The sequence below is a fragment of the Streptomyces poriferorum genome, from assembly GCF_019399235.1.
GTDB classification, from domain to species: Bacteria; Actinomycetota; Actinomycetes; order Streptomycetales; family Streptomycetaceae; genus Streptomyces; species Streptomyces poriferorum.
Genome location: NZ_JAELVH010000308.1, coordinates 1 through 11001, shown reverse-complemented (window position 1 = coordinate 11001; position 11001 = coordinate 1). Strand labels below are relative to the sequence as shown.

The following is an 11001-nucleotide window of genomic DNA, read 5'->3' as shown; positions in this document are numbered from 1 at the left end:
CCGTGGACAGAACACCTAGTACCAAGGACGAGCGTCATGTGCGGGCAGCGGACGCAGCGTGGGCCAGCGTTCGAGCAGGCGGCCGGCCAGCGTCGAGCTGAGGCGGCCGAGGGCGTGCAGGTGGTCGTGGTCGCGGGTCATGCCGGCGACCACGCCGAGGCGGTGGACGAGCCGCTCGCGGGCGGAGATGTAGCCCCACTCGAAGTCCTCGGCGGGCACCCGGGCGAACTGGTCGGCCGTTCCGCGGTGGGCCCGCTCGACGAGGGCGTCGCCCTGGATCAGCCAGCCCGCGCACGCGTCGGCGAGGTCGCCCGGCACGTCCTTCCCGGTGAGGCCGCGCCAGGTGGCCCGGTAGACGTCCTCGACCTCCGTGAGCGGGGCCGCGGTGACCGACATGGCGCACCAGCAGGTGGGGAAGCCGATGCGGAAGTAGGCGAGTTCGATCAGGCCGTTGCCGAGCGAGGCCCGCTCGAAGTCGACGAAGCGGACGCCGTCGGCGGTGCGCAGATCGTTGCCGGGGCAGGGGTCGCCGTGCAGCAGCGCATGGTGCGGGGTGGGGTCCAACCGCTCCAGGAGGCCGGCGAGTTCATCGGGAACCGTGGACGGTACGGGCACGTCGAGCGCCCTGGCCAGGGTGAGGAAGGACTCCGCGTCGGTGGCCGTGGGCCCTGACGAGGCCGGTAGCGCGCCCGCGTCGGCGGGGCCGGTCAGGGCGTGCAGCCGGGCGAGCGACTCGGCGTACCCCGGCATCCAGTCGTCCGTCCTGCCGAGGTCCTCCAGGTGCTCGAGGACCAGTACCCGCGAGGGCAGGTCCGTGGCGAGAACCGCGGGGGCCACGGCGGGCCGCCCCGAGGTCCGCCCCGCCAGGCGCAGCCCGGCGGCCTCCCGCGCGAAGCGCGTGTCCGCGTCGGCGCTCGTGTCCCCGGCGTCGGTGATCTGTTTGACGATCACCATCCGCCCGTCGGTCAGCCGCACCCGCCACACGCGTGACCGCGGACTGCTGTCCAGGAGCTCGGTCTGCTGGGGCGTGCCGACGGTCGAGAGCAGCGCCTCGTTGAACGGAACACGGTTCGGCATGCCGACGAGCGTATCCGTAGCCGGACACCCGCGGTGTCCTGGCGGCCGGCCGCCGGGGCACGGCCCCGGACGACCGGAGCGAGTTCCGCACAAGGGTTTGGCAAGCGACCGGTTCCGATATATCGTTGAGGCATCACGACAGTACAGCGATAGGTAAAGATCAATGAGAGAAGGAGAACGTCATGCGTTCACATGGACATGAGCACGGCCACGGTCGCGGGCACGGCCAGGGGCGCGGCCCCTTCGGTCCCGGCGAGTACGAGCGGGGCGACTTCGAGGGGCGCCGCGCCGCCTTCGGGCAGTTCGGCCCGCCGTTCGGTGGCGGCCCCTTCGGTGGCGGTCCGTTCGGCGGAGGACGGGGCCGCGGTGGCGGCCGGGGGAGGGCGCGCCGCGGTGACGTGCGTGCGTCGATCCTCGCGCTGCTGAAGGACCGGCCGATGCACGGCTACGAGATGATCCAGGAGATCGGCGAGCGCAGCGGCGGGGCCTGGCGGCCCAGTCCGGGCTCGGTGTATCCGACCCTGCAACTGCTGGAGGACGAGGGGCTGATCGTCAGTGCGAGCGAGGGCGGCAAGAAGTTGTTCACCCTCACCGACGCCGGTCGTGCCGAGGCGGAGTCGGGGGCCGACGCGCCCTGGGAGGAGGCCGGCCGGGGTGTCGACTGGGACAGCCTCAACGAGGTCCGGCAGGCCGGCTTCGGCATGATGGAGGCGTTCGGCCAGGTCTGGAAGACCGGCTCGGCCGAGCAGCGCGAGAAGGCGCTGGCGGTGATCAACGACGCCCGGAAGAAGCTCTACCTCATCCTCGCCGACGAGCATTGAGCCGGACGGTGGGTGAGGTGGGGAGAGGTGTGCCGAAGGGCCCCGTGGTGCTGCCGCGGGGCCCTTCGGTGTGTGCGGATGAGGTGGTCGCCGTGGCGTGCGGGGTCAGGCGACGATCAGCCCGTCCAGTTTGCGCAGTGACTCGACGAGGGCCGCGGTGGCCGAGTCCTTCAGCTTGCCGGCCATCAGGGAGACCGCTGCCCCGGTGAACTCGCCGTCGATCCGCATGGTGGTGGCGTCCCCGTCGGGCGTGAGCACGTAGCTCATCCTGAGGTTGACGCCCATCGGCCCCTTCCCCGTGGTGGTCAGCAGCCGGCCGTCCTCCAGCTCGGAAACCGTCCAGGTCACCTCGGCGGGGAATCCCATCAGCTTCATGTTCTCCTCGTACGTGCCCGCCAGTACGAGGTCGGCCGGGCCGCCCTTGGGGAAGCTGGTGTGGGTGGCGTTCCACTCCCCGTAGGTGCTGAAGTCGGTCAGCTGGGCCCAGACCTTGCCGGCCGGTGCTGCGATACGCGCTTCTGCACTGACTTCGGCCATGCGACCACCCCTTCTCGACGGGTTACGGTGTCGCGGAACGTAGCCGCAGCGGCGATAACATTCAATACTGATGAAGCGTCAGATCTAGTGGATCGGCTCCGGTCCGCCAGATCAGGGCCGCGTCGAACCGGTCGCAGGCGCGTGGATGCGGTCCGTCGTCGTGGCAGTGGAACGCCGCCCAGAAGAGATCCGCGCGCAGCGCGTCGGACGGCGCGTGCACCCGGTAGACGTAGTCGCGTCCGTCGAGTGCCGGCAGCGAGACGAGCCAGCTCACCTCCGGCACCCCCTCCCGCGGCCGTCATGGTGTTCCGGCCTGAGAGACGTGTACGGGGATGCTTCCGGTTGCTCCGGGAGCGCGAGGCAAGGCGGCGCGCGCCGTTTACGGGAATCCGGCCCCCGGAACGGCGCGATCTCATCCGCAAGGAGGAGGTCTCGCTCCCCTGTGCCCAACTCGGGTGGGATGCGGCAATGGGCCTCTCCGGGGACGCCGCGGCCGATACGGGCTGATGGGGTGGAAGTGTGCAGAACCCGACCCCCCGGATCCCTCAACAACCCGCACCGAACCACCGTGCCGAGTACGACGCCGGACTCACCGACGAGCTGGCCGCCGTGGTGACGAGCGCGCGCAGGCGCGCCCTGCGTGACGGCGACCGGCAGATCGACACGGCTCATCTGCTGCATTCCCTCATCGAGTCGGACCCCGTGGTCCGTGCGGCCTTCGACGGCGGCCCACAGCTGGCCAGGGTGCTCGGCTACCTCGTCCAGCGCAGCATCGGATACGGGCTCCGCTGGCAGGGCGCGGTGGAGGACTCGGGCAAGGTCCCGTTGGTGACGGACGCGGGCGCCGAAGGGTGGTCGCCCTCAGCGGCGTCCGCCATGGCGGACGCCGCCCGCCGGGCGCAGGCGTACGGGCGCGAGCGGGCCGGCGGACTCGACCTGCTCGCCGCGCTGGCCGCGGACCGCGAGAGCCGGGCCGTCAAGGTGCTGGCGCGGGCGGGCGTCGACCCGGCGCTGCTCGCGGACCGCATCGTGGAGGCGCCCGGTCAGGCATGACCGGCCGCAGCGTGTCAGGGGCGCCATTGACATCGGAGTGTTACCGAAGTCAGGCGTCACGGGGGTGACGCTCCTGACGCCGGCTGTCATGATGTGCCGATGCACGCGTCTCAGGGAAGAAGCGCCGGCCTGGGACTCGCCCTCGCCTCGGCCTTCGCGTTCGGTGGTTCCGGAGTGGCGGCCAAGCCGCTCATCGAGTCGGGCCTGGACCCGCTCCACGTGGTGTGGCTCAGGGTGGCGGGCGCCGCGCTCGTCATGCTGCCCGTGGCCTGGCGCCACCGGGCCCTGGTCCGCAGCCGCCCCGTGCTGCTGCTGGGATTCGGACTCCTCGCCGTCGCGGGCGTCCAGGCCTGCTATTTCGCCGCCATCTCCCGTATCCCGGTGGGCGTCGCACTGCTCGTCGAGTACCTGGCCCCCGCGCTTGTCCTCGGCTGGGTGCGCTTCGTCCAGCGTCGCCCGGTGACCAGGGCGGCCGCCGTCGGCGTCGTCCTCGCGGTCGGCGGTCTGGCCTGTGTGGTCGAGGTGTGGTCCGGGCTGAGCTTCGACGCCTTCGGGCTGCTGCTCGCGCTCGGTGCGGCCTGCTGCCAGGTCGGCTACTTCGTCCTTTCCGACCAGGGGAGCGCGGACGCGGCGGACGGCGCCGAGCCGCCGCATCCCGTCGGTGTCATCGCCTACGGACTGCTGATCGGAGCCGCCGTCCTCACCGTCGTGGCGCGCCCGTGGGGCATGGACTGGTCCGTGCTAGGCGGCGACACCGCGATGAACGGCACGGATGTGCCCGCCTGGCTGCTTCTCGTGTGGATCGTGCTGCTCGCCACCGTCATCGCGTATGTGACCGGTGTGATCTCGGTGCGGCTGCTGTCACCGGCGGTGGCGGGTGTCGTCGCCTGTCTGGAAGCCGTCATCGCCACCGTGCTGGCGTGGGTGCTGCTCGGGGAGCACCTGGCCGCCCCGCAGCTCATCGGCGGTGCGCTCGTCCTGACCGGCGCCCTCATCGCCCAGTCATTCACGCCCAAGGCGCCGTCCGGGCCCGTCGCCTCGGGACCGGGCGGGGAGCGGACGGCGGCCGAGGGGGAGTTGCCCGCCGGACGCGCCGCCTCCTAAGGTGGCGATCATGCGTCTGACCGTACTTCCGCCGCCTGCCGCTTAGCGCGGGCAGCCACTCCTGACGAAGACCGGGCTCGGGCAGTCCCCGAGCGGTTCGTCGCTGCCCGCGTGCGGAGCCGAGCGACCAACTCCCCGTTCTTCCCTGGAGAAGTCACGTGTCGAACCCTGCTTCCGGCCTGCCCGTCGGGCGGAGCCTGTGCTACCTGATCATCGCCGGTGTGGCCTGGGGCACGGCCGGTGCCGCCGCCGCGCTGCTCTTCGGGGCCAGCGATCTCGGCCCCCTCGCCCTGTCGTTCTGGCGCTGTGCGGGCGGCCTCCTGTTCCTGCTCGCCGCGCTCGCGCTGCGGCCCGGCCGGGCGGTGGCGGTTGCCGAGTCCGGGCGCCGGCGACTGCTGCGCATCGTCGGTACCGGTATCGGACTCACCGTGTTCCAGACCGCGTACTTCGCCGCAGTCCAGGCCACCGGCCTCGCGGTCGGCACCGTGGTCACGCTCGGGGCCGGTCCCGTCCTCATCGCGGTCGGCGCCCGGCTGACGATGGGGGAGCGGCTCGGGCTCGGCGGGCTCGCCGCGGTCGCCGGAGCGCTGAGCGGTCTCGCCGTCCTGGTGCTCGGAGGCGATGCGGGCACGGTGCGGCCTGCCGGGATCGCACTGGCCCTGCTCTCCGCAGCGGGCTACGCCGCGATCACCCTGCTCACCCGTTGGCTCGGGCGGGACGGTGGCGGCGGCGACGCGCTCGCCACCAGCGCCTGGGCGTTCGGAATCGCCGCGGTCGCGCTGCTGCCGATGGCGGCCGGCGAGGGTCTCGTCCCGCACACGGAGCAGATGGCGCAGGTGGTGACCCTGCTCGTGTACGTCGCGGCGATCCCGACCGCCCTCGCCTACGCGCTGTACTTCGCGGGCGCCGCGGTGGTGCGGGCCGCCACCGTGTCGGTGATCATGCTGCTCGAACCGGTCAGCGCGGCGGTCATCGCCGTCGTCGTGCTCCACGAGCAGCTCACGCCGGCCACGGTCGCCGGGACGCTGCTGCTGCTCACGGCGGTGGTCGGGCTGGCCGTCGCCGAGACGCGCGGCGCGGCGCACGCCCGCCGGGAGGCGGCCGTCCCCGTGTGAACCACCGGGGTGGCGGGGCGGTGCGATGCCGTACGGCCCCGCCACCCGGGCGGCTCCGTCAGAGCGCCTTCAGATACTCCGGGACGGCGATCGAGGGGTCGAGGTCGTCCGCGGGAACGGGTGTGGCGTAGCCGGGCGCGAGCGGGACGACGCCGGACCAGTGGGGGAGCGCGAGATCGCGTGCGTCGTCGTTGGGCCCACCGGTCCGGATCTTGGCGGAGACCTCCCTCAGGTCCAGCCGGATCACGGCGGTGGCCGCCAGTTCCTTCTCGTCGGCGGGCCGGGAGTCCTTGGACCGCCCGGGCACGACCTGCTCGACGATCGCGTCGAGGGCGACGCGCCGCTCCTCGGGGTCGGTCACCGTGTGCGCCATGCCGTGGACGACCACGGAACGGTAGTTGAGCGAGTGGTGGAAGGCGGAACGGGCCAGCACCAGCCCGTCGACATGCGTCACCGTCAGGCACACGGCCAGTCCCTCGTCGCTCCCGTCCGCCGCCCGCAGCGGGCGGGAACCCGTCGAGCCGTGTACGTAGAGGCGCTCACCGACCCGGCCGAAGAGCGTGGGAAGGACGACGGGCGCGCCGTCCCGTACGAAACCGAGGTGGCAGACGTACGCCTCGTCGAGTATCGAGTGGACCTGTTCCCGGTCGTAGGAGGCCCGCTCCCGGGAACGGGTCGGGACCGTGCGTCCGGTCGCGTCGTAAGCGGTCGCGGGGCCCGGGGCCGTGGTCTGCTGGGGTTCGGTCTCCGGCATTGCGTACTCCATTGCACTAGTGCATACTAATTTTTGTGCTAGGAGAGTATCGGATCAGTGGGCGGCGTGCATCGGAAATTGCCGCCAGTGTGGAGCGGGCGGTCGGTTCGGGTGAGCTGTCGCCCGGACAGGTGCTGCCTCCCATGAGGGAGTTGGCGGGCCGGCTCGGGGTGAACCCGAATACAGTGGCGGCCGCCTACCGCACCCTGCGGGAGCGCGGTGTGATCGAGACGGCCGGCCGCAGGGGCAGCAGGGTCCGCCCGCGGCCGGCGAGCACCGCGCGCGGGTCGGTGCGGGTGGAGGCGCCGCCGGGGGTGCGGGACCTGGGGGAGGGGAACCCCGACCCGGCACTGCTGCCCGCCCTGGGGGAGGCCCTCGCCTCGGTCGCGGAGGCGTACGCCCGGGCGCCGGGCATGTACGCGCAGGTGCCCGTGGACCCGGAGTTCGCCGCCCTGGCGCGCGCCGGGTTCGACGCGGACGGCGTTCCGGCCGGGCCGGTGGTCGCCACCTCCGGCTCACTGGACGCGATCGAAAGGGTGCTGGTCGCGCACCTCAGGCCCGGTGACGCGGTCGCGGTCGAGGATCCCGGCTGGGGTGGCCTGCTGGATCTCGTTCCGGCGCTCGGCATGCGCCCGGTCCCCGTCGAGGTCGACGACGACGGCCCGCTGCCGGACGCCCTCGACGCGGCGCTCGGGGCGGGTGCGCGGGCGGTCGTCATCACCGACCGGGCGCAGAATCCGACCGGAGCGGCGATCGGCGCCGGGCGCGCGGCCGAACTGCGGGCGGTCCTCGCCGGATACCGCGGGGTTCTGCTGATCGAGGACGACCACGGGCACGCCATCGTCGACCTGCCGCTGCACCCCCTGGCCGGTGCCACGGACCGCTGGGCGTTCGTGCGGTCCGTCGCCAAGGCGTACGGACCGGACCTGCGTGTCGCCGTGCTCACCGGGGACGCCGTCACCACCGACCGGGTCTCGGGCCGCCAGCGGCTGGGGCCCGGCTGGGTCAGCCGGCTGCTGCAGCGGACGGTGGTGCACCTGTGGACCACGGGCGCCGTCGACACCCGTGAGGTGGCCCGGTCGTACGCCCGCCGCCGGGACGCACTCGTCCGGGCCCTGGAGGACCGGGGCATCGAGGCGCACGGACGCAGTGGGATGAACGTGTGGGTCCCCGTCAGCGACGAGACGGGTGCCGTGGCACGGTTGCTGCACGCGGGCTGGGCGGTGGCGCCCGGCGCCCGCTTCCGGATGACGGCGCCACAGGGGATCCGGCTCACCGTGTCGCCGCTCACCGACGCCGACATCGCGCCGCTCGCGGACGCGGTGGCCGCGGCGGCGGGGCCCGCTGACCCGCTGAGCTACGGATGAGCTACGACCGCTCCCGGCGTCGCGGCCCCGGAGCCCTCGCTTCGGTGGCGCGGGACCTGTTCTGGGTCAGCGCCGCACCCGCCAGGACGACCAGGGCGCCGACCGGGGTGTTCCAGCTGAGCTGCTCGCCGAGCACGGCGACTCCGGCGGCGGTGGCGATCACCGGGATGAAGTAGGTGACCATCTGCGCGGTCGTCGGGCCGACCTCGGTGACCAGACCGTACTGGAGCAGTACGGCGAGCCCCGTTCCCAGCGCCCCGAGGGCGACCACGGACAGGGTGGGCCACAGCGGGAAGCCGTCCGGTGCCGAGGTGAACAGCGGGGTCACCAGCGCGAGCTGCACCGTGCCGAGGAAGAGCTGGCTGCCGGTGAGGGAAAGCGCGGACGAACCGGTGCCCGCCAGCGTCCGGCGGACGTAGATCCAGCCGACGGGATAGCTCAGTGAGGCAAGGAGCGCCATCGCCGTACCGCTGAAGTCCAGACCGGAGAAGCCCTGCCACGCGCCCAGCACGGTCAGTACGCCGAGAAAGCCGAGCCCGAGACCTGCGACGCGGCGTCGGGTCGGGCGGTCCTCGGACAGTGCTACGAGGGAGAGCGCCATGCCCCAGAGCGGTGAGGTCGCGTTGCAGATGCCGGCCAGGGTCGACGGGATGGTCAGTTCCGCGTAGGCGAACAGGGAGAACGGCAGGGCGTTGAGGAGGAAGGCGGCAACGGTCAGATGGCCCCAGGTGCGGGCGGTGCGCGGCAGCCGCTCCCGCTTCACCGCCATGGCCAGGGCCAGGACCGCGGTCCCCGACAGGAGCCGGCCGAGCGTGACCTGGAACGGTGCGTAGCCATGGGTCCCGACCTTGATCAGGAGGAAGCTGAAGCCCCAGATGAGCGAGAGCGCCGCGAAGCGCAGCCGCCAGTCCAGCGCGGGCCGGCCGGTGGGGCCGGCCGGATCGGCGAGGGGTGAGACCGGTGCGGTCTGCTTGGTTCCCGGGGTTGCGGTGGCCGGGGTCCCCGGCGCGGGCGGTGCGCTCATGAGGTCAACGATGACGAAAGCAATCTCGTAGCACAAGTGAGACTTTGTGCGGGTGTCCCCGTAGCATTGCTTACATGTTGAACTTGGAGCGCCTGCGCACCCTGGATGCCCTGGCCCGGCTCGGTTCGGTGAGCGGCGCCGCCGAGGGACTGCACGTCACCACGTCCGCCGTCTCCCAGCAGATGGCGAAGCTGGAGCGGGAGGTGGGCCAGCAACTGCTGGCCAGGAACGGGCGCGGGATCCGGCTCACCGACGCGGGACAACTGCTCGCCGACCACGCGGCCCGGATCCTCTCGCAGGTCGAACTCGCCCAGTCCGACATCGAGGCCCAGCGGGGCGAGGTGGTGGGCGAGATCCGGCTGGGTGCGTTCCCCACCGCCGCGCGGGGACTCTTCCCGGCGACGCTCGTCGCCCTGCGCGCCGGCCATCCCGAACTGCGGGTCCGTACGCTGGAGCTGGAACCCGAGGACGGGATCCGTGCCGTGCTCAGGGGCGACATCGATCTCGCCGTGGTGCTGGACTGGAGCAACAAGCGGCTGCCGGTTCCGGGCGGCCTCGCCCGCGAGCAACTGCTCGACGACGCACCGGACATCGCCATGCCGGCCGGTCATCCGCTCGCGGAGCGCGACAAGGTCGACCTGGAGGACTTCGCCGACGACGACTGGGTGTCGTGGCCCGAGGGCGAGTTCTGTTACGAATGGCTGATGTTCACCCTCCGCTCCAAGGGGATCGAACCGCGCATCGCCCACCTCGCCGGCGAGCACCACACCCAACTCGCCCTGATCGCGGCGGGAATGGGCGTCTGTGTGGCGCCCCGGCTGGGCCGCGGGCCGGTGCCCGACGGGGTGCGGCTGGTTCCGGTGCGGCAGAAGATGCGACGGCATGTCCACGCGGTGTGGCGGGCGGACGCGGACCGGCGCCCGTCGATCAGAGCGGCGGTCGCGGCACTGCGGGAGGCGGGGCGGGAGCTGGACGATCCGCTGGGGGACGTGTGAGCCCTGTGCTCACAGGCCGGCCAGTTTGCCGAAGTCCCAGGACGTGACGGCATCGGGTGTGAGTCGTATCCAGGCGTGCCGGCCGTCGTGCGGCATCGTCTCCATGCCGAAGTTCTTCGCCGCGAACAGCCGCTCGGGAACGTTGAGTTCAGGGCAGGGCTCGCCGGTGCGGGGCGCCTCGCCGACGAAGACGGCCTCGCCCGAGAGCTCGATGCCGCGCAGCTCTCCGTACTCCACTCCGTCATCGATGATCACCGAGAGCCTCGGGTCATGGCTCAGCTGGGACCAGCGCAGGCTCCGGGTGATCGAGTAGAGCCACAGCGAGGTGCCGTCCCAGCAGAACCAGAGCGCGCCGACATGCGGACGGCCGTCCGCGCCGACGGTGGCGACGCGGCAGGTGCGCTGGTCGGCGAGGTAGGCGTCGCGCTCCTCGTCCGTCATCATGATCCGGCGGCCCCGTCGTTGACTGACGGCCATGGAAGGCCTCCCTCTGTTAGCTGACTATGTGTCAGGAATCATGGGGCCTCTTCCCTCATCACGCAATGGAGGTTAGCCTCGCGCGCCCGTTCCGTCATCGAGAGGGGCAGCCGTGCCGAGCAGGGAACAACTAGCCGAACAGACCGGTCCCGCGACCACCGTGCTGCTGACGGTGGAGTGCCAGCAGGGCGTGGTGGGCCCCGGCAGCGCGCTGCCCGAACTGGCCAAGGAGGCAAGGTCGTCCGGGGCCCTGCACAACGTCGCCCGGCTGGTCGGTGCCGCCCATGAGGCAGGCGTCCAGGTCCTCCACGCGGTGGCCGAACGCCGGCCGGACGGCAGGGGCGCCAACAGCAACGCCCGTCTCTTCCGTGCCGCGGGCCGCCTCCCCGTGCAGCAGCACTCCGGCAGCACGGCGGTGCGGATCGCCGAGCCGATCGAGGTGGCGGACCAGGACATCGTCGTCCGCCGGCTGCACGGGCTGTCGCCGATAGCGGGCACCGACGTGGACGCCCTGCTCCGCAACCTCGGCTGCCGGACCCTGGTCGTCACCGGCGTATCGGCGAACGTGGCCATTCCCAACGCGGTCTTCGACGCGGTGAACCTCGGCTACACCGCGGTGGTGCCGTCCGACGCCATCGCGGGGGTGCCCGCCGCGGGCACCCCCGCGATGGCGTCGG

General features: G+C 72.3%; 13 protein-coding genes. 7 read left to right on the top strand and 6 right to left on the bottom strand.

Annotation, left to right across the window (positions count from 1 at the left end):
* Positions 1-15: 15 nt before the first annotated feature.
* The gene (locus JGS39_RS33945) at positions 16-1077 is read right to left on the bottom strand and encodes a phosphotransferase (protein WP_219573600.1); all 1062 of its coding nucleotides are present in this window, start codon (positions 1075-1077) and stop codon (positions 16-18) included.
* Between the two features lie 182 nt (positions 1078-1259).
* On the opposite strand from JGS39_RS33945, the gene JGS39_RS33940 reads away from it, so the two are divergent.
* Positions 1260-1898 carry a PadR family transcriptional regulator gene (locus JGS39_RS33940; RefSeq protein WP_219573599.1) on the top strand — a complete coding sequence of 213 codons (639 nt, stop codon included), beginning with the start codon at positions 1260-1262 and terminating at the stop codon, positions 1896-1898.
* A 105-nt stretch (positions 1899-2003) separates the two neighbouring features.
* Here JGS39_RS33940 and JGS39_RS33935 read toward each other — a convergent pair whose 3' ends face one another.
* Complete coding sequence (locus JGS39_RS33935; RefSeq protein ID WP_219573598.1) at positions 2004-2435, bottom strand: type II toxin-antitoxin system Rv0910 family toxin; 432 nt, start codon at positions 2433-2435, stop codon at positions 2004-2006.
* A 61-nt stretch (positions 2436-2496) separates the two neighbouring features.
* Positions 2497-2709 (bottom strand): hypothetical protein, encoded by a 213-nt coding sequence (locus JGS39_RS33930; RefSeq protein WP_219573597.1) that lies wholly within the window; start codon positions 2707-2709, stop codon positions 2497-2499.
* 245 nt (positions 2710-2954) lie between these two features.
* On the opposite strand from JGS39_RS33930, the gene JGS39_RS33925 reads away from it, so the two are divergent.
* The 3 genes from JGS39_RS33925 to JGS39_RS33915 all read left to right on the top strand — a co-directional run bounded on the left by JGS39_RS33925 (position 2955) and on the right by JGS39_RS33915 (position 5707).
* The gene (locus tag JGS39_RS33925) at positions 2955-3488 is read left to right on the top strand and encodes a Clp protease N-terminal domain-containing protein (RefSeq protein WP_219573596.1); all 534 of its coding nucleotides are present in this window, start codon (positions 2955-2957) and stop codon (positions 3486-3488) included.
* A 99-nt stretch (positions 3489-3587) separates the two neighbouring features.
* Positions 3588-4592 carry an EamA family transporter gene (locus tag JGS39_RS33920; RefSeq protein ID WP_219573595.1) on the top strand — a complete coding sequence of 335 codons (1005 nt, stop codon included), beginning with the start codon at positions 3588-3590 and terminating at the stop codon, positions 4590-4592.
* 158 nt (positions 4593-4750) lie between these two features.
* Positions 4751-5707, top strand: a complete 957-nt coding sequence (locus JGS39_RS33915) for a DMT family transporter (protein ID WP_219573594.1) — start codon at positions 4751-4753, stop codon at positions 5705-5707.
* Between the two features lie 58 nt (positions 5708-5765).
* Here JGS39_RS33915 and JGS39_RS33910 read toward each other — a convergent pair whose 3' ends face one another.
* Entirely contained in the window at positions 5766-6461 is a 696-nt protein-coding gene (locus JGS39_RS33910; protein WP_219573593.1) for a pyridoxamine 5'-phosphate oxidase family protein, read from the bottom strand.
* A gap of 35 nt (positions 6462-6496) precedes the next feature.
* Between JGS39_RS33910 and JGS39_RS33905 the strand changes: the two genes are divergently transcribed.
* The gene (locus tag JGS39_RS33905; RefSeq protein ID WP_219573592.1) at positions 6497-7828 is read left to right on the top strand and encodes an aminotransferase class I/II-fold pyridoxal phosphate-dependent enzyme; all 1332 of its coding nucleotides are present in this window, start codon (positions 6497-6499) and stop codon (positions 7826-7828) included.
* 1 nt (position 7829) lies between these two features.
* On the opposite strand, the gene JGS39_RS33900 is transcribed toward JGS39_RS33905, so the two are convergent.
* On the bottom strand, positions 7830-8852 hold the full coding sequence (locus JGS39_RS33900) for a DMT family transporter (RefSeq protein ID WP_219573591.1): 1023 nt from the start codon (positions 8850-8852) through the stop codon (positions 7830-7832).
* 74 nt (positions 8853-8926) lie between these two features.
* On the opposite strand from JGS39_RS33900, the gene JGS39_RS33895 reads away from it, so the two are divergent.
* Positions 8927-9847, top strand: coding sequence for a LysR family transcriptional regulator (locus JGS39_RS33895; protein WP_219573590.1), 921 nt, complete (start codon positions 8927-8929; stop codon positions 9845-9847).
* A 9-nt stretch (positions 9848-9856) separates the two neighbouring features.
* Here JGS39_RS33895 and JGS39_RS33890 read toward each other — a convergent pair whose 3' ends face one another.
* A complete protein-coding gene (locus JGS39_RS33890; RefSeq protein ID WP_219573589.1) occupies positions 9857-10324 on the bottom strand; it encodes a pyridoxamine 5'-phosphate oxidase family protein in 468 nt (155 codons plus the stop codon).
* A 112-nt stretch (positions 10325-10436) separates the two neighbouring features.
* On the opposite strand from JGS39_RS33890, the gene JGS39_RS33885 reads away from it, so the two are divergent.
* The coding region (locus JGS39_RS33885) for a cysteine hydrolase family protein (protein WP_219573588.1) at positions 10437-11001 on the top strand (565 nt) is incomplete at its 3' end.

Bases quoted from the DNA above. Each gene is read 5' to 3' on its own strand.
- JGS39_RS33920 (WP_219573595.1), top strand. From the start codon at position 3,588: ATGCACGCGTCTCAGGGAAGAAGCGCCGGCCTGGGACTCGCCCTCGCC.
- JGS39_RS33940 (WP_219573599.1), top strand. From the start codon at position 1,260: ATGCGTTCACATGGACATGAGCACGGCCACGGTCGCGGGCACGGCCAG.
- JGS39_RS33900 (WP_219573591.1), bottom strand. From the start codon at position 8,852: ATGAGCGCACCGCCCGCGCCGGGGACCCCGGCCACCGCAACCCCGGGA.
- JGS39_RS33895 (WP_219573590.1), top strand. From the start codon at position 8,927: ATGTTGAACTTGGAGCGCCTGCGCACCCTGGATGCCCTGGCCCGGCTC.
- JGS39_RS33945 (WP_219573600.1), bottom strand. From the start codon at position 1,077: ATGCCGAACCGTGTTCCGTTCAACGAGGCGCTGCTCTCGACCGTCGGC.
- JGS39_RS33935 (WP_219573598.1), bottom strand. From the start codon at position 2,435: ATGGCCGAAGTCAGTGCAGAAGCGCGTATCGCAGCACCGGCCGGCAAG.
- JGS39_RS33910 (WP_219573593.1), bottom strand. From the start codon at position 6,461: ATGCCGGAGACCGAACCCCAGCAGACCACGGCCCCGGGCCCCGCGACC.
- JGS39_RS33890 (WP_219573589.1), bottom strand. From the start codon at position 10,324: ATGGCCGTCAGTCAACGACGGGGCCGCCGGATCATGATGACGGACGAG.